General features: G+C 72.0%; 16 protein-coding genes and 2 pseudogenes. 8 read left to right on the top strand and 10 right to left on the bottom strand.

The window, feature by feature from the left end:
• Both KUM38_RS42160 and KUM38_RS42155 read right to left on the bottom strand, forming a co-directional pair.
• Positions 1-184, bottom strand: a 184-nt coding sequence (locus KUM38_RS42160; RefSeq protein WP_374227078.1) for an SCO4225 family membrane protein, incomplete at its 3' end; no start/stop codon positions are given.
• A 46-nt stretch (positions 185-230) separates the two neighbouring features.
• Positions 231-332 (bottom strand): annotated as a pseudogene (locus KUM38_RS42155) (DNA-binding response regulator); the annotation flags it as partial.
• On the opposite strand from KUM38_RS42155, the pseudogene KUM38_RS25740 reads away from it, so the two are divergent.
• Positions 327-614: pseudogene (locus KUM38_RS25740) on the top strand (alpha/beta fold hydrolase); the annotation flags it as partial. The pseudogenes KUM38_RS42155 and KUM38_RS25740 sit on opposite strands and share 6 nt — an antisense overlap.
• 45 nt (positions 615-659) lie before the next feature.
• On the opposite strand, the gene KUM38_RS25735 reads toward KUM38_RS25740, so the two are convergent.
• Positions 660-1,247, bottom strand: coding sequence for a TetR/AcrR family transcriptional regulator (locus tag KUM38_RS25735; RefSeq protein ID WP_217132225.1), 588 nt, complete (start codon positions 1,245-1,247; stop codon positions 660-662).
• A 263-nt stretch (positions 1,248-1,510) separates the two neighbouring features.
• On the opposite strand from KUM38_RS25735, the gene KUM38_RS25730 reads away from it, so the two are divergent.
• Positions 1,511-2,068, top strand: coding sequence for a hypothetical protein (locus KUM38_RS25730; RefSeq protein WP_217132217.1), 558 nt, complete (start codon positions 1,511-1,513; stop codon positions 2,066-2,068).
• Positions 2,069-2,329: 261 nt separating this feature from the next.
• Here KUM38_RS25730 and KUM38_RS25725 read toward each other — a convergent pair whose 3' ends face one another.
• Complete coding sequence (locus KUM38_RS25725) at positions 2,330-5,155, bottom strand: SpoIIE family protein phosphatase (protein WP_217132215.1); 2,826 nt, start codon at positions 5,153-5,155, stop codon at positions 2,330-2,332.
• A gap of 535 nt (positions 5,156-5,690) precedes the next feature.
• Here KUM38_RS25725 and KUM38_RS25720 point away from each other — a divergent pair.
• Positions 5,691-5,948 (top strand): hypothetical protein, encoded by a 258-nt coding sequence (locus KUM38_RS25720; RefSeq protein WP_217132213.1) that lies wholly within the window; start codon positions 5,691-5,693, stop codon positions 5,946-5,948.
• A 167-nt stretch (positions 5,949-6,115) separates the two neighbouring features.
• The gene (locus KUM38_RS25715; RefSeq protein WP_217132211.1) at positions 6,116-6,856 is read left to right on the top strand and encodes a peptidase E; all 741 of its coding nucleotides are present in this window, start codon (positions 6,116-6,118) and stop codon (positions 6,854-6,856) included.
• A 273-nt stretch (positions 6,857-7,129) separates the two neighbouring features.
• On the opposite strand, the gene KUM38_RS25710 is transcribed toward KUM38_RS25715, so the two are convergent.
• Positions 7,130-7,354 carry a helix-turn-helix domain-containing protein gene (locus tag KUM38_RS25710; RefSeq protein WP_217132208.1) on the bottom strand — a complete coding sequence of 75 codons (225 nt, stop codon included), beginning with the start codon at positions 7,352-7,354 and terminating at the stop codon, positions 7,130-7,132.
• Between the two features lie 417 nt (positions 7,355-7,771).
• On the opposite strand from KUM38_RS25710, the gene rpmG reads away from it, so the two are divergent.
• From rpmG to ykgO, 3 genes are read left to right on the top strand one after another with little or no spacing between them, the layout of a single operon-like run.
• Entirely contained in the window at positions 7,772-7,936 is a 165-nt protein-coding gene (gene rpmG / locus KUM38_RS25705) for a 50S ribosomal protein L33 (RefSeq protein ID WP_217132206.1), read from the top strand.
• Between the two features lie 49 nt (positions 7,937-7,985).
• A complete protein-coding gene (locus KUM38_RS25700; protein WP_217132203.1) occupies positions 7,986-8,243 on the top strand; it encodes a type B 50S ribosomal protein L31 in 258 nt (85 codons plus the stop codon).
• 39 nt (positions 8,244-8,282) lie between these two features.
• Positions 8,283-8,405: a type B 50S ribosomal protein L36 gene (ykgO, locus tag KUM38_RS25695; protein WP_026084623.1), complete on the top strand. Its 123-nt coding sequence runs from the start codon at positions 8,283-8,285 to the stop codon at positions 8,403-8,405.
• Positions 8,406-8,503: 98 nt separating this feature from the next.
• Here ykgO and KUM38_RS25690 read toward each other — a convergent pair whose 3' ends face one another.
• The 3 genes from KUM38_RS25690 to KUM38_RS25680 form a co-directional block, all read right to left on the bottom strand.
• Complete coding sequence (locus KUM38_RS25690) at positions 8,504-9,127, bottom strand: hypothetical protein (protein WP_217132201.1); 624 nt, start codon at positions 9,125-9,127, stop codon at positions 8,504-8,506.
• A gap of 297 nt (positions 9,128-9,424) precedes the next feature.
• The gene (locus KUM38_RS25685; protein ID WP_217132200.1) at positions 9,425-10,195 is read right to left on the bottom strand and encodes a hypothetical protein; all 771 of its coding nucleotides are present in this window, start codon (positions 10,193-10,195) and stop codon (positions 9,425-9,427) included.
• Entirely contained in the window at positions 10,192-10,806 is a 615-nt protein-coding gene (locus KUM38_RS25680) for an ABC transporter ATP-binding protein (RefSeq protein ID WP_217132789.1), read from the bottom strand. The genes KUM38_RS25685 and KUM38_RS25680 overlap by 4 nt, the downstream gene beginning before the upstream one ends.
• Before the next feature lie 493 nt (positions 10,807-11,299).
• Here KUM38_RS25680 and KUM38_RS25675 point away from each other — a divergent pair, with 493 nt between their 5' ends.
• On the top strand, positions 11,300-12,493 hold the full coding sequence (locus KUM38_RS25675; RefSeq protein WP_217132198.1) for a PP2C family protein-serine/threonine phosphatase: 1,194 nt from the start codon (positions 11,300-11,302) through the stop codon (positions 12,491-12,493).
• A 316-nt stretch (positions 12,494-12,809) separates the two neighbouring features.
• Here KUM38_RS25675 and KUM38_RS25670 read toward each other — a convergent pair whose 3' ends face one another.
• A complete protein-coding gene (locus KUM38_RS25670) occupies positions 12,810-13,754 on the bottom strand; it encodes an endonuclease/exonuclease/phosphatase family protein (protein ID WP_217132196.1) in 945 nt (314 codons plus the stop codon).
• A gap of 236 nt (positions 13,755-13,990) precedes the next feature.
• Positions 13,991-15,883, bottom strand: coding sequence for a LamG-like jellyroll fold domain-containing protein (locus KUM38_RS25665; protein WP_217132193.1), 1,893 nt, complete (start codon positions 15,881-15,883; stop codon positions 13,991-13,993).
• Positions 15,884-15,974 lie beyond the last annotated feature (91 nt).

Raw genomic sequence — 15,974 nt, 5'->3', positions numbered from 1 at the left:
GCAGGAGTACGAGGCTGGCCGGGAGGGTGGCGAAGAGCGGGAGGACGATTGCCATGGATCCTTCGGAGGCGGCCACCAGTGCCCATCCGAGCAGCAGCGCACAGCCCGTCAGGTAGATGCGGGCGGCGAGGGTGCCGAGGGTGCGGCGCACGCCGCGCAGGACGGAGGGGCCTGGGCCGGTCATGGTGGGTGGGGCTCCTGGATGGTGGTGGCCGGTGGCCGGTGGGCCGTCAGGCGGGGGTGTGGGGCGGGTTGGGGTGGGCGAGGCCGAGGTCGTAGGCGAGGATCGTCGCCTGGACCCGGTCACGCAGTCCGAGTTTGCGCACCTGCGCCACAGCTGGAACACCGCCGCCGGCGCCTCCTGGTACGCCTCCCTGGCCTGCGTGGACACCTGGACCACCGACTTCCGCACCGACATCGAGAAGGTCGACGTGCCGGCGCTGATCCTGCACGGCACCGCCGACCGCATCCTGCCCATCGAAGCCACCGGCGAGCCCTTCCACCGGGCGCTGCCGCAGGCCGACTACGTCGTCATCGACGGCGCCCCGCACGGCCTGCTGTGGACCCACGCCCAGGAGGTCACCGACGCCCTCCTCGCCTTCCTGGCCAGGTGACGGACACCCCGTCACCGGCGCGGTGGAGCGCCGGCCGCACAGCCGTTACGAGTCGGTGCGAGCCCGCAGGATTCCCTCGACGCCTTGCAGGAAGGTTTCGGAGACCAGCTCGGGGTCGAAGAGGCAACCGGCTGCCATGGCGCCGTCCCGGAGCATGACGAGGTGCCGGCCGGCTGCCTCGGCGGGCGCGTCGCCGGTCTGTGCCAGCAGGTCCGTGACGGTGTCCAGGAACCATTGCCGATGGGCCAGGACGGCTTGGTGGATCGGGTGGGCGGGATCGGGATACTCGGCCACCGCGTTGAGGAAGGCACAGCCGCGGAACCCGGGGGACCGGATGCCTTCGGTGATGGACCTGGCGACGGCCCGGACCCTGCCGGCCGCCGACCGGCCGCTCGCCCGGGCTGCGGCGACCTGCTCCCGGATTCCCCGGTCGGCCTGGTCGAGGTACGCGAGAACGAGCTCCTCCTTGCCCGAGAAATGCCGGTACAGCGTGGCCCGGGTGACCTGCGCCTCCGCGATGACCCGGTCGATGCCGACGGAGTGGATCCCCTCGGCGTAGAAGATCCGGGTCGCTGTGCTGAGCAGCCGCGCTCGCGCTTCGGACGTGCTGCCGCCTTTCGGGCTCCGACTCATGTCGCCAGGCTACCAAAAGGGAGAACGTTCGGTCTTGACAGCGGCCGCGTCCACCCTCTTTGATCTGATGACAAGACAGAACGTTCTCCCTCATGGTGGATGGTGCCTTCGTGGCCCTCCGTCGCGCGGTCTCCTTCACGGACGCGAGGCCGACGGCAACGGTGAGCCGGCCAGGTGCGGTCGCGCACCCGGCCGGGGAAGCCGGCACAGCACGCATGACCGAGCCGTTCCGTACCGATTCGCTGCCACAGAAAGGCACTTCCGTGGACACCCTCGTCGGCACAACCCCCGCCAGCGTTCCTTCCGCCTTGCGCAAGCTGTACTTCCTGCGGTTCACCTTCGCCGCCGTATGGGCCGCCCTGCTGTTCACGACCGCCGAGACGCTGGGAGCGCTCAGTGTGACGCTGCTGCTGGTCTACCCCCTGTTCGACGTGGCGGCCGCGGTCGTCGACGTCCGGTCCGCGAAGGCGAACGGCGGTCCGGCTCGATTCCTGTACGTCAACATCGCGATCAGCTCGCTGGCGGTCATCGGCCTGGCTGCCGCTGCCACGTCGGGCATCCCGGCCGTCCTGCGGGTCTGGGGAGCCTGGGCCATCACCTCGGGACTCGTCCAACTCGTCGTGGGCGCAGGCCGCAGGGAACTGGGCGGCCAGTGGCCGATGATCATCAGCGGCGCGCTCTCCACGGCCGCCGGCACCTCGTTCCTCGCCCAGGCGGGCGGCGACCCCGAGTTGGGAAGCCTCGCCGGTTACGCCTTTCTCGGAGGTGTCTTCTTCCTCGTCTCGGCACTCCGGCTGAACCGGGCCCGCAACGGGGTGTGACCCCCCGGACACCGAATCCGTCTGTCGCGAACAAGACTGTCGAACAAGACGGCAGCGGCCGGGGCACACGCCCGCACGCACATCGGTGACTCCGCCGGCGGGCGGGCCCGGTCCTCCGGAGGACATCCTGTGCGAGGCGCCGCACCCCTGCCCCGCTCTTCTCCTCGTCGCCACGAAGGCGGGCAGGGAACGGCCCGTGCCTCCCGGCGGGAGACGTGGACGAACGGCCTTGGGGCCGCCGCCACCGCTGGGCCCGGGCGGTCAGCCGGAGTCGTCGAACATGGCCAGCAGCGCCTGCTCGTCCGTCTCCGGCGAGGGCTGCTCCGGCTGCGGCAGCTGCTCGGCCCATACCGTTTTGCCCTGCGGCATGTAGCGGGCGCCCCAGCTGCTGGTGAACTGCGCCACCAGGAACAGACCGCGCCCGCCTTCCTCGGTCATGGCCGCCCGCCGGATGCGCGGAGAGCTGTTGCTGCGGTCGGAGACCTCGCAGATCAGTGAGTTGTCGCGCAGCAACCGCAGGCCCACGGGCCCCCGGCCGCCGTACCGCACGGCGTTGGTGATCAACTCGCTGACCACCAGCCCGGTGTTGAAGTCCAGCTCCGACATGTCCCAGGCGGCGAGCTGGGCGCGGGTCAGCGCCCTGGCCCGCGCCACGACCGAGGGGTCGGACGGGAACTCCCAGGCGGCCACCCGGTCCTCGGGCAGCGCGTGCACACGGGCCAGCAGGAGGGCCACGTCGTCGTGCGGGCTGCCGGGCGGGAGGGTGGCCGCGATCCGGTCGCAGATGTCCTCCAGCGCCGGATCGCCGCGACTCAGCGAGGCCAGCAGCCGCTCGGTGCGCACGTCGGTGTCCCCGTAGCCGCGGTCCTCCTTGAGCAGGCCGTCGGTGTACATCGCCAGCAGGCTGCCCGCGGGCAGGTCGACGGTGGCGGACTCGTACGGCTGGAGCCCGCCGAGCCCGAGCGGCGGACCGTTCGGCAGCTCGATCAGCCGCGCCTGCCCGCCCGGCGTCAGTACGGCGGGCGGCGGATGACCGGCCCGTGCGGCCGTGCAGCGGCACGTCACCGGGTCGTACACCGCGTACAGGCAGGTCGCTCCCGTCGCAGGGTCCTGTTCGTCGGCCGATTCGTCGGGAGTGCGGCTGACCAGGTCGTCCAGGTGGGCCAGCACCTCCTCGGGCAGCAGGTCCAGCCCGGCCAGCGTCCTCACCGCCGTACGCAGCCGGCCCATGGTCGCCGCCGCCTGCAGACCGTTGCCGGGCACGTCCCCGACGACCAGCGCCACGCGCATCCCGGACAGCGGGATCGCGTCGAACCAGTCCCCGCCCACACCGGCCCTGGCGTCCGCGGGCAGATAACGGGAGGCGAGTTCGGCGGCGCTCAGCCGGGGCAGGGCGTGCGGAAGCAGGCTGCGCTGCAGGGTCAGGGAGGCGCGGTGCTCCCGGCGGTAGCGGCGGGCGTTGTCCACGCTGATCGCGGCGCGGGCCGCCAGTTCGCCCGCCAGCGCCAGGTCGTCCTGCTCGTACGGCTTCGTCCTGCCGCGGCGGTAGAAGCCCGCCAGGCCCAGAACGGAGCCCCGCGCGGACAGCGGCGCGCCCAGGTAGGAGTGCACGCCCTCGCCGAGCAGGTCGACGGGGTGCGCCCGGCCGGCCGGCGACCCGGACAGGGCGGCGGTCAGTACCGAGTCCGTCACCGGCTGCCCGGTCTCCAGACACCGGGCCTGGGGTGTACCGGCGGGGTAGCAGGCCGGCTCGCCCACGCCGCCGGTCGGGGTGTCGCGGGAGTCCTCGCCCGCCCAGGCGGCCACCCGGCGCAGTGCCACGTCGGGGCGCAGCCGCCCGGGTGGTGGCTCCTCGCCCGCCAGGACGCACTCCGCGAGGTCGACGACGACCAGGTCGGCGAAGCGCGGCACGGCGATCTCCGCCAGTTCCTCGGCGGTACGCCCCATGTCCAGGGTGGTGCCGAGCCGTACGCCCGCCTCGTTCAGCAGGGACAGCCGCCCGCGCGCCTCGGCGGCGAGCCGGCCGACGCCCGGCTCGCCGACCAGCAGCAGCCACGCGTCGGCCGGTCCGGCGGTGTGCGGTTCCGCCGTCGCACCGGGCGCGTTCACCTCCGCCGCCACGGCGGGACGGTCCAGGAGCGGCACCTGACGACCGTCGGGGGCGGTCACGGTGGCCGGGCCCGGTGCCCCCGCGCCACGGGTGTCCTCGAAGCTGACCTCGACCGCCGCGCCCTCCACGTCGCCGTGGTGCAGTTCCCGGCGGCGCAGCACGGCCACGCGGCTGCCCGCGAGCGGCACCTCGGCGAACGTCTCGCCCGCCGAGGAGATCAGCTCGACCGCACGCTCCAGCAGCGTCAGCTGCTCCTGCGGGGTCAGGCGGGGCGTCGGTCCGCCCGGCCGGTACAGCTCACCCGAGCCGAGGCGCAGCTCGGCGTGCCCGCCGAGTTCCCTGGCCCGGTGGAAGGAGCGCATCAGCTCGAGCTCGCGGGCCGTGCCCAGCTCCAGCAGGCGTTCCCCGATGAGTTCGGTGGCGTTCTGCAGCATCAGCGCCATGCCGGGGCTGGCCAGCACCTGGGGCACGGAGAGGTTGACCGCGCCCCGCACGGTGCCGCTCATCGGGTCGCGCACCGGCGCGGCCATGCAGGTCAGCTCCTTGAGGTCGTGCAGGAAGTGTTCGTGGCCGACGACCACGAACGGCGCCCGGGTGCTCAGCACCATGCTGACGCTGCTGGTCCCCATGAACCGCTCGTCGACGTTGGCGCCCGGCACCAGGGAGGCTGCGTCCATCAGCTCCAGCCCCGCCGGGTCGCCCCGCCGGTCCACGATGTTCGCCCGTGAGTCGGCCAGCGCCACGGTCACCGGCACGCCCGAGAACCGTTCGCACAGGCGGTCCAGCACCGGTGTGGCGGCTCTGATCAGCCGGGAGTCGGGATCCAGGTCGCTCTCGACCGGTAGGACCGGCCTCTCGCGGTCGATGCCGAGCGACTGCGAACGCTCCCAGGAGGCGAGGATCTCCGGACGTACTCCGGCGACCGGCTGCGTCCGGTCGCCGGGACCACTGCCCGGAGGAGTTGGATACGGGTCCACAGAATCAGGGTAATCGGGCAAAGGGGACGTGCACCTGGTTGTGGGTGTCTCGGAGACGGAGGCCCCGGGCTCGCCGGGGCGCGGACCGTCCGTCGTATCGCGGAGGGGCCGGTCCCGAGTTCCGCGGTGTGGACCGCGGGCGCAGGGCCGGCGGGTGCGTGGTGCCGTCCCAGTGCCGGAACGCCGACGCCCGACCGCCGACACCCGACCGCCACAGCCGTTGTGCCGCGCCGGTCACCGGGGCGTCTTCGTCGGTCGATGGGCACCGGCCTTCTGCGGGACCGGACTCGCCCTGCCAGCCGACGAGAGACAAGTGGTGCAGACTGGCCGAAGTGGAAGTTTTAACCCCTTTTCTGTCGTCAGGGGACGGCGAACCCGATGAGGAGGGCGAGTCCGTTCCGCGGGATGAGGGCCGGCCGGCCCGCCGCGGTGGGCAGTCCGTCTGTGCCCGGTCACGGAGACCGTTCCAGCGTCCGGGCCCGCTGTCCCGACGCGGTCGGACAGGGAAACCGGACAGCGAGAGCAGAGGAGTGACATGGACAAGTCCCAACTGGCCCGGGCCAGCGTGCGCAAGGCCGCGCAGGGAGGCCACGACATCCGCCAGGAAGACGCGGAGCAGGTGATCGACGCCCTGTTCGGCACGGTCGACATGGCGGGCGTGATCGCCGAGGCGCTCAAGCACGATGAAGCGGTGGTGGCCGGCAGTTTCGGACGCTTCCACACCGACGGAGGCTCCGCCGCTTTCCAGCCGGGCAAGGCCCTGACCGAGTACCTCCACGGCACTGCCTCGTGACAGGGAGCGGCTACGGCCGGCGGCGGCCTCGGCGGCCGCCGGAACCCGCACCGGCCCGGTCTGTGAGCCGGCGCCCGGCAACCTCATCGAGGACGGCGCTCTTCCCGTAGGGGTTTGCACCCGAGGCGGCCCGGGCAGGTCGGCGCGCCGACGGTACGATCATGGCCATGACGACGTCGGAACCGACCATCCTCGCGACCTCCGGCGGGCATCGGCTCGGAGGACGGACCAGGGTGATGTTCGATGCCCTGGTGCATCATGCGGTCGACCTCTCCGGGGTGCACGGCCGGCGCCCGCGCATCATGTACGTCGGGACCGCCATCGGGGACGCCGAGCACTTCACGACCCGTATGACCGAGGCCGCTCGGGTGGCGGGATTCGATCTGACGCCTCTGCACCTGTTCCCCATGCCCAACGTCGAAGACGTGGAGGGCTCGGTCCTCGACCACGACGTGGTCTGGGTCATGGGGGGCTCGGTGGTCAATCTGCTGGCGGTGTGGAGGGCGCACGGCCTGGACCGCGTCATGCGCCGCGCCTGGCAGGCCGGTGTCGTCCTCAGCGGGGTCAGCGCGGGCTCCCTCTGCTGGTTCCAGGGAGGCGCGACCGACTCGTTCGGGCCGGAACTGCGCCCGGTCACGAACGCGCTCGGTTTCCTGCCGTACGGCAACGGTGTGCACTACGACTCGGACGAGGGCCGGCGTCCGTTGACGCATCGGCTCGTGGCGGACGGCACCATTCCCACGGCTCACTGCACGGACGACGGCGTCGGCCTGGTGTACCGCGGAACGGAACTGGTGGAGGCGGTGACGGAGATCCCCGGCAAGGGTGCCTACATCGTCAGAAGCGATGGCGCCGGTGTGGTGGAGGAACGCATCGAACCCCGCAGGCTGACCCTTTCCGGGGCGTGACGGCACCGCTCGACCACCCGTGGACGGGCACGGACGCGAAGCGGGCGGGCGCGAAGCGGGCCTGGTACTGCGCCGGCTCGCCCCCGCGCGCGGACCGGTCCCCGGCCCGCGCACATGGCGGGCGGCGGGGCGGGACGAGCCCCTGGTGACTGTCCCGCCCCGCTCACCGGGCTTCCGGCCGGTCGCACCGTCCGGGGAACCGGCCCGGCCGGCTTTGCCGTTGCGGTCCGCGGGTTCCTCGACCCGTGGTGAGCCCTCGCCGGAGGTCCGTCGTCACCTTTGCGGACGCCCGGCCTCCTCGAGCCGTCGGTGTGCACGGTTCCCGCCCCGGCTGCGCAGAGGGGCGTCCGCCTCGGTGAGGACACGGTGGACGAACCCGTACGACCGCCCGTGCGCTTCGGCGATGGCCCGTATGGACAGGCCGTTCTCGTACTGTTCCTTCATCTCCCGCGCGAGTTCCTCACGGGCCCTGCCTGTGATCTGTTTGCCCTTGTCCACGGCTCGTCTCCTTCGGTGATCGACGTCCGGCCGTGATCGTCGTCTACCCCCGACAAGGGGCGAGTCACAGAACGGGGACGCCTTGTCGCCGCCCGGCGTCGCGGAGAGGGGAACAAACCGCGGGCGGGTGCGGTTGGGGAGGGCGTGGCCGTGGAGGGGACAGTGTCCCCGGGCCTCACCCCTTGCCCGCAGGGACGATCGTTCGGCTGAAGCCCTGCGGAGCCTTTCGCCGCGCAGGCGACCGCCCTCCACGGTCACGCGTCGAACGGCTTCGGTCCGCGCCCGGTGACGCGCCGGGCGGCGGTCCTGTCCCGCGGAAAGCGGGGCCGGCGGAATACGGCGGCCGCCGACGCCGTTGCACACCATGTATGACATGTCCGAGTCAATGAGCTCGGATGGTGGCGGAAGGAGCACCTCATGGCACGCAGCACCGCGCGACCGGTCGTCAGGCTGAAGTCGACGGCGGGTACGGGAGTCACCTACGTGACCCGCAAGAACCGTCTGAACGACCCCGACCGGCTGGTCCTGCGGAAGTACGACGCGGTCGTCGGCGAACACGTCCTCTTCCGCGAGGAACGATGAGATCCGCCTCCGCCGCCCGGCGGCGGAGGCACCCCAGGAAGGACATCCCGTGAGGCACGGCATCCACCCCGTCTCCCGCCCGGTCGTCTTCCGCGACCGCGCGTCCGGCTTCCGGCTGCTGACCCGCTCCACCATCGGGTCGCAGCACACGGTCGAGTGGGAGGACGGCGCCATCCATCCGGTCGTCGACGTCGAGATCTCGTCGGCCAGTCACCCGTTCTACACCGGCACCTCGCGCGTCGTGGACACCGCGGGGCGCGTGGAGCGCTTCGAGCGGCGCTACGGCCCCGCCCGCACCCGCCGCTGACCGCGGCACCCCCGTCCGGTCCCACGGAAGGAGATCGTGATGAAGGTACGCAAGTCCCTGCGCTCGTTGAAGGCCAGGCCCGGTGCCCAGGTGGTGCGCCGGCGGGGCGTGACCTTCGTGATCAACAAGAAGGATCCGCGTTTCAAGGCCCGCCAGGGCTGACGAGCCACTTCACCGACCGGACGGCCCGGCACCGTACTCGCGGTGCCGGGCCGTCCGTCGTACCGGCGGGGGACCGGCCGTGGCCGCGGCCCGGCCGGTCAGCGCTCCAGGTCCCCGCGCATCTCGACGAAGAGCTCTCCCGCATCGGCGAGCGTGCTGTCCTCGAAGAGCGCGACGGCCGCCGTGCCCTCGTCGGCCCAGCCGCAGATGACGTTGCCGTCCTCGCTCAGCGAGGCGAGCAGGCACTCCACCGAGCCGCCGAGCGGTCCCGGCTCCACCGGCCGGGCTTCGGGATGCCCCAGCTCCGGGTCCCACCGGACGTACTCGAGCATGCCGCGGAACAAGTGCTCACGACGCTCGTTGGTGTCCTCGGGCACATGGTCGACACCTTCGAACAGCACCGGTGCGCCCTGCCCGTCCGGGTCCCCGTAGTTGCCGGTGACCAGCGTCATGCCGTCCCGCATCTCGCCCGGGTCGACAGGGACGTCCGTCAGGGCTCCGTCCCCCGTCAGCTTGTCCAGGCCGCCCGCCACGGGAGCGTCCACCAAGGCGCGCGGACCGCTCCGCTCCGCCGGAGGCGTCGGCGACGCGGACTCGGAGACCCGCCCGCTCGGGGAGACGGAGGGAAGTCCCGCGTCCTCCTCCCGACAGCCGCTGACCGTCAGCATCGCCAGCACCGCTACGGCCGTCAGGCCCGCTCTCGCCGCAGACGCACACTTCATGGAGTCCCCCCGTTGTTGCTTCGCCTCTGGTGTGTCCCGCCGTTCAGGGCGGCGGCAATGATCAGTGACGAATCGTTCCGGCCGGATGGTTCCCGCCCCGGGCACAAGGATCCGCCGCACGGTGTGATGCCCGGCGATCCGGCCTGACCTCCGTTCCTCCCGGCCGCGTCGACGCCGTGAACCCGTCCTCCGTCGCATCCGGCCCCACGGCGCCGTCCCGGGCGCCCTCCGCCAGGGCGTCGGGCGCGCCCTCTCCTGGCTCCGTGACGTTCGCCGCCTGCGCCACCGGGGGAGTTCTCACCCGTCACGGTGGGGCGCGGACGGCTGGTGGGTGCGGGTGCGGAGGGCGAAGGCGGCGAGCACGGTGGTGGTCATGACGGTCAGCCAGACCGTGCTGTGGAGCAGAGGGCTCAAGGTGGCGTTCCGGGTGAAACCCGCGGCGAGGCCGGTCTGGAGGGAGCCGTAGCCGGGAAGCAGCTCGACCAGGGCTTTGTCGGCGGTGGTGCTGGCGACGGGATTCTGCGGCGCGAGGTCGATGATGCTGGTCATGATGATCGTGACCAGTCCCTCGACCTCACCGTGCAGGAAGAGGGCCAGGCACATGCCCATGGCCCCGTAGACCAGGCAGATCGCCAGGACCGCGATGCCGAGGAGGAAGGGCTGGAGGGGAGACCAGAACAACAGCATCCAGGCGGTGGCGTAGGCGCTGACCAGCACTGATGCGACCAGGAGCGTGGTGAGCTTGGCGCCGATGAGGGCGGTCCGGGGATAGCCGGCCGCGGTGAGGCGACGGTCGAAGGCCCTGGTGCGGCGGGCGGCGCTGAACATCAGGAACCCCACGAGGAGGGACACGGCGTTCAGGGAGCCGCTGAGCATCGTGATCTCGTCCCCGCCGGCGCGCAGCCAGGTTCCGGTGGCGCGCAGCCGGAAGGGAAACGTCTTCGGCGTGGTGAGGGTCTTCGCCACGGTGATCCACATCGGGATGAAGGCGATCAGGAGCACGGCGGCCAGCCGGTTCTTCGCCATGGCCAGCAGGGCGTAACGGCAGGCGACCAGGTAGGCGCTCACGCGGTGTCCGCCGTGGGTGAGGGCCCGAGGAAGCCGTCGTGCAGATGGTGCAGGACGTCCAGGCGTCCGGTGTCGTGGGCGAGGTGGGAGACGATGATCACGGTGCGTCCGCGGTCCTTCAGCTCTTGGGCGAGGTCCCAGAACCGCAGGTAGGTCTCCCAGTCGAAGCCCTGGTACGGCTCGTCGAGCAGCACGACGTCCGGGTCGTGCATCAGGGCCAGGACCAGGTTCAGCTTCTGCAGGGTGCCGCCGCTGAGGACTTTCACCGGCGCGTCCAGGTAGCCGGCCGCGGAGAGGACGTCGATCAGATGGAGCGCGCGGCCGGGACTCGGGAGGCGGTAGGCGACCTGGAAGAGACGCAGGTGCTGGCGCACGGTCAGTTCCTCGTCCAGGACAGGGTGCTGCGGGCAGTAACCCCGTGTGCCCACCAGGTCCACGCGTCCGTCGTCGGGGCGCAGGTCGCCGCTGAGGATGCGCAACAGGGTGGTCTTCCCGGCGCCGTTCTCCCCGACGATGCCCACCAGCTGCCCTGCCCGCGCCTCGAAGCTGACTCCGCGCAGGACCTGCCGGGACCCGAAGCCCTTGCGGACCGCCACGACGCGCAGCACCACCGCCGCCTGCCGCCTCACGTCCGGCCCCGGAGGGCCGGTCCCGCGCGCCGCCGGTCCCGTGGGTCCCGGCAGCAGCCGGGTCTCCGGTGCGGGGACGGGGAGCCGGTGGGCGAACCGAGTCCGTCGGCCCACTGCGGCAAGGCCTCGTCGAGGCCGGAGGCTCGGGCGTGCGCGCGTTCGGCGAACGGCCACCGGAGGGGCGGCGTGCCCTCGTCCCGGTCGGCGGACGGCGGGCTCGAACTGGCCACGGGGGCTCCTCGGGAGCGGTGGAGTGCACAGGTTCCGACCAGCCAACCACGTACGAGCTGCCGGGACACGTCACGAACACGTCCGGCGCACCCTTCCGGAGCCGGCCGCCCGCGGACGCCACCCGACGGAACGGGGACCCTGCTCGCAGCGGCCCGGCACGCTGTCCTGACCAGGCAGGACGGGCGGTTTGGGTGAGGCCGCGGAAACCCGGGGAAAAAGATGCGGCAGCCGATGGGAGGTCGCCGTGAAGGGTGGAGATGTGGAACTGGGCGAGTTGCTGGCCGCCGCGGAGGCGGCGCCGCCCGGTGAGTCCGTCGACGTGGTGGCGCACGACCTGCAGAAGCGGTTCGGTGCGGAGCGCGTGTCCTTCCTGTTCGTCGACCTCGTCGGCCGGCGGCTGGTACGGCTGACCACGGCCGACGGTGACGTCACGGACTCCGCCGAGCCGATCGACCTGCAGGGCAGCGTCTACGACCGCGTACTGCGGAGCCAGCGCCAGCACGTGGAGCCGGACAGCCAGGGCGGACGGCGCGTCATCACGCCGGTCACCAACCGCGGCGACTGCATCGGCGTGCTGGAGGTGACCCTGCAGTCCGCCGACGACACCGTGCTCCGGCAGGTCCGCGACGCGGCCCACGCGCTGGCCTACATCGTCGTCACGGACCGCCGCTTCACCGACCTCTACCACCTGGGCCGGCGCACCACCGAGACCAGTCTGGCCGCGGAGATCCAGCACCAGCTGCTTCCCTCGGCCTCCTGCTGCGAGGCGGCCCAGTTCACCCTCGCCGCCGGGCTGGTCCCGGCCGACGACATCGGCGGCGACACCTACGACTACACCCTCGACCGCGACACCCTGCACCTGTCCGTCACCGACGCCATGGGCCACGACACGAACTCGGCCCTGCTGGCCACCTTGCTGGTCGGCGCGCTGCGCCGGGCACGCCGCAGTGGCTGTGACGCCCTCAAGCAAGCCGACCACGCCCACCAGGCCCTGCTGAGCCACAGCCGCGGCCTGGCCACCGGGCAGCTGCTGTGCGTCGACCTCGAAACAGGCCTCTGCGAACTGGTCAACGCCGGCCATCCCCGGCCGCTGCGGCTGCGCGACGGCACCGTCGAGGAGGTCGAACTCGCCGTCAACCTGCCGTTCGGTGTGGCGGCACCGGTCCCCTACCGTCTGCAGGAACTGCAACTGCGGCCCGGTGACCGCCTGATCCTGCTCACCGACGGAATGCAGGAGCGCGGTGCCGCAGCCGTCGACCTGGCCGCGCTCGCCCACGACACCCGCCCGCTGCATCCGAGGGAAGCCGTCCGGAGCCTGACCGCCGCAGTGCTCGAGGCCTGCCACGGCAACCTCAGGGACGATGCCACGGTCCTGATACTGGACTGGCACGGCAACCGCCGCAGACCGTCCGGAGCCGGGCCGGGTCCACGGCGGTGAGCCGCAGCGGCCGTTCGGAACCCGCCCCGGCGTGGACGGTGGGCTCCGGTCAACGGCGGGGAACCGCCGAAGTCCGTCCCGGCCGGCCGCGGTCGGACGCCGGACCTGCCGGAGGCGGCGGCACGGATCAGGCCGTCCGGCCACGCCTGGTGGCGCCGCCCCGGACGGGGGTCCGAGAACCGTCTGCGAACGCCACCGGCTGTGGTCCGCCCCGGCGACCGGGGCGCAGGCCGGAGACCGGCCTCGGCCGGTCTCCGTCACCCGCACGGTGCCGGGCCCTCGTTCCTGTCGAGGCCCTCATGACGTCCCGCCGTGTTCAGCCGACGGTGAGCTCCATGACGACGGGACAGTGGTCGGACGCCTTGGGCTTGTCCCTGCCGACGCCCGGGAAGCGCGGTCCGGTGTAACGGGCCGCTCGCAGCGGCATGCCCTTGCGGAGGATCTCGGGCTTCGCCCCCGCGGAGTTCTCGGCGAGGGACGCCGAGGGGAGCAGGTAGTCGAGTTGCCGGTACTCGTCGCCACCCTGGAAGAAGTGGGTCCACCGGTCCGCCTCGGGGAGGCGCGTCACCACGTTCTCCACCTGGTCCCATTCGACGAGGCCGTCGATGCCGGAGCTGCCGTCCGGCCCGAGGTAGTCGTTCAGGTCACCGAGGACGACGAACGGATGGTCCCCGGGAGCGGCGGATCCGAAGCGCCCGGTGACGAGTTCCTTCACCTTCGTGGCCTGGCGGAGCCGCTTTCCCCGGGTTTCGGGACGCCCGCCCATCATGGACTTGAAGTGGTTGACGAAGAGCGTCACGGTCGTGCTCTTCGCTTCGCCCTCCCTCACCTCGACATCGACCTCGAGACAGTCCCGCGAGAACAGCGGAGCGACCGGACTCCCGGGATCCATCAGGTGCTGGTGCGAGCGGATGCGGGTGATGGGCAACCTGGACAGCACGGCGACGTCGATGAGGCGTGGATCGTTGCCGTCCACCCCCGCGACATAGGGGTACTCGACGCGTCCGCCGAGGGCCTGCGCCCGGAAGTGCTTCAGGGCGTCGACGTTCTCGACCTCCTGGAGAGCGAGCACGTCCGCGCGGATCTCACGCACCGCCGCCCCCGTGATGGCCTTGTCGTCGACGCCCAGTTCCTCGAACCGGGTCTGCTCGACGACCCAGCCCCGGGTGTTCGCGGCAGCAGGGTCGACGCCTTCTTTGAACCGCCATCGGGCGAAGAGGTTTTCGACGTTGAAGGTCGCCAATCGCAATGTCGTGGACATGGGCCCTCCCACGACCGGATCGCGGCCCCGGCACCGCCGGAACCAGTGGTGGAGGGGCATGCCCGCGCGGGGACGGAGCCGTCCGAGGCCTTGTGTCGCCCGCCGGCCCCGGTCCACGGGCAGGCCCGCGGGTCGTACGATCAGTGTCCGCCCCGTACGGGGGCGCGGCAACACGGGAACGTCCCGTCGGCTCAGGACGTCTCCGGCCCCCGCGGCCCCTCCTCACCGCCGCGCTCTCAGTCGAAGGGGACGAGGAATTCCTCCACCGGCAGCGGCCGGCCGACGATCCGGGTGTCGCCCATCCAGCCGTAGAAGCCCTGCCCGAAGGCTCCGTCGAACTGCGTGGCGCCCAGCACGAAGGGCTTGCCGAGGGTGGCGATGCCGGTCGATGCCTGCGACGGGTTGCGGGCGATCTTCGAACCGTCCACGTACATCACCGTGCGGCGGCCGTCGTTGACGACGGCGATGTGCATCCAGCGCCCGGTCGGCACGGCGTGGCTCCACGACGTGGGGTCGGCGTCCTGCTTGTGCGGGTAGACGACGAACTGCAGGAACCGCTCGGGCGACAGGTTGAGGCTGCAGGTCGGTTCCAGCGGCGACCAGCCCGTCGTCTTGCCCGCCTCCGAGTTGCGTCCCTCCCAGCTGAGGACGCCCATCCAGCTGTGGTCGCCCCGGAACGGCTCGGGCAGCCGGACGAAGGTCTCGATGGTGTAGCCGCGGAGGAACTTCTCGCTGTTCAGGGCCGCACGGGCCGCGGTGGTGAGGACGGCGCCGCGGTCGGGGTTCTTCCCGCCGTCGAAACGGAGGCTGGCGTGCGCGGGCTGTCCCTCGTGGTGGTCCGCCGACCAGGTGAGCGCGTCGGCGCCGCTGGAGTGCAGCCGTCGCACCGTCAGGTCGTTGCCGTTGCCGGTCAGGTCCTTGACGACGACGCCGTCGGCGACGGTGGCGCCGGGTGTTCCGGCCGCGTCGGTCCCGGAGGAGTCGAAGCGCCAGTAGGCGAGGGTGCCGCGGGGCATCACGGCGCGGGCGGGCCGGGGTGCGGCGGGCGTGACGGGGGCGAAGCCGGCGAACCGTCTCTCGAAGTCGACGGTGAGGCAGAACCGGTCGGCGGGACCGGTCAGTTCGATCGTCTCGGCGGCCAGGGGGGAACGTCTCGCGGGGTCCCGGTCCAGGAACCAGGGCGAGAACGTCTCGACGTCGATGACTCCGCGCACCAGGTCGAAGCCGTAGGTGCGGATCATTCCCGCGCCGCCGTAGTACCGGTCCTGGTAGTTGGTGATGTGGACGTGGACGTCGTTGCCGGCGTCGTTGACCAGGACCGTGCGGCCGGGCGGCCAGTAGTGACCGCCCAACGCCAGGAAGATCTGGTCGTTGCCCTTGATCAGGCGTTCCCAGAGGCGTTGTCCGTTGCCGGACAGCTGGGCCCTGCCGTCGTCGTCGGACCAGGCGATGTCGTGCGTGGTGAGCACGGCGGGCAGGGTGGGATGGGCGTCGAGCACCCCCTGTGCCCAGGCCAGTCCCTTGTCGGAGACCCGCCAGTCCAGGGCGAGGACGAGCCACCGTCGGCCGCCCGCCCGCAGGACGTGGTAGCTGTTGTAGCCGTCGGGCGAGGCACCGCCGAACGTCGGCATGGACCTGTAGCGGTCGGGCCCGAACGCGGCGAGGTACGCGGAGTCACCGCGCTGGTCGTCGGTGGACGACTTGATGTCGTGATTGCCCGCCAGCACGCTGTAGGGGACCCTGCCGTGCAGGACGCGGAAGGTGTCGGCGGCGAGGCCGATCTCGTCCTCGGTACCGTGCTCGGTGACGTCACCGAGGTGCGTCATGAACGCGATGTTGGCCGCCGACCGTTCGGCGGCGAGGTACCGGAACGTCGCCCGCAGCGGGGCGGGGTCGGCGCTGTCGGCGTCGAAGAGGTACTGGGTGTCGGGCAGCACCGCCAGCGCGAAACGCGGACTCTCGGCGTCGAACCGGCCGCCGGCCGCCCCGGCGTCGTCCTCGGAGGCCTCGGCCCGGGCGGTGTCCGGACCGGCGGCCACGGCGCCGGCGGCCGGTACGACCACCGCGGCGCGCAGCAACGCGCGTCTGTGCAGGGGCCGGTGGTGACTCGTCTGTTCCTCGGTGCTCATCGGGGCTCCCCGGGCCGGTGGTGTGGGATCAGCCCGAATGCTGCTCACCCGCGCTGACCGCCCGATGGCGCGGAGCTGAACACCTGCTGCA

This window comes from Streptomyces sp. AC558_RSS880 (assembly GCF_019049255.1).
Lineage (GTDB): Bacteria > Actinomycetota > Actinomycetes > Streptomycetales > Streptomycetaceae > Streptomyces.
Note: the sequence above shows the minus strand (reverse complement) of the source record. Positions and strands in the feature narration are given on the sequence as shown.

Excerpts from the sequence above, each read along its gene's own strand:
- rpmG (WP_217132206.1), top strand. The coding sequence starts at position 7,772 with ATGGCACGCAGCACCGCGCGACCGGTCGTCAGGCTGAAGTCGACGGCG.
- KUM38_RS25690 (WP_217132201.1), bottom strand. The coding sequence starts at position 9,127 with ATGAAGTGTGCGTCTGCGGCGAGAGCGGGCCTGACGGCCGTAGCGGTG.
- KUM38_RS25720 (WP_217132213.1), top strand. The coding sequence starts at position 5,691 with ATGGACAAGTCCCAACTGGCCCGGGCCAGCGTGCGCAAGGCCGCGCAG.
- KUM38_RS25735 (WP_217132225.1), bottom strand. The coding sequence starts at position 1,247 with ATGAGTCGGAGCCCGAAAGGCGGCAGCACGTCCGAAGCGCGAGCGCGG.
- KUM38_RS25665 (WP_217132193.1), bottom strand. The coding sequence starts at position 15,883 with ATGAGCACCGAGGAACAGACGAGTCACCACCGGCCCCTGCACAGACGC.
- ykgO (WP_026084623.1), top strand. The coding sequence starts at position 8,283 with ATGAAGGTACGCAAGTCCCTGCGCTCGTTGAAGGCCAGGCCCGGTGCC.
- KUM38_RS25715 (WP_217132211.1), top strand. The coding sequence starts at position 6,116 with ATGACGACGTCGGAACCGACCATCCTCGCGACCTCCGGCGGGCATCGG.
- KUM38_RS25670 (WP_217132196.1), bottom strand. The coding sequence starts at position 13,754 with ATGTCCACGACATTGCGATTGGCGACCTTCAACGTCGAAAACCTCTTC.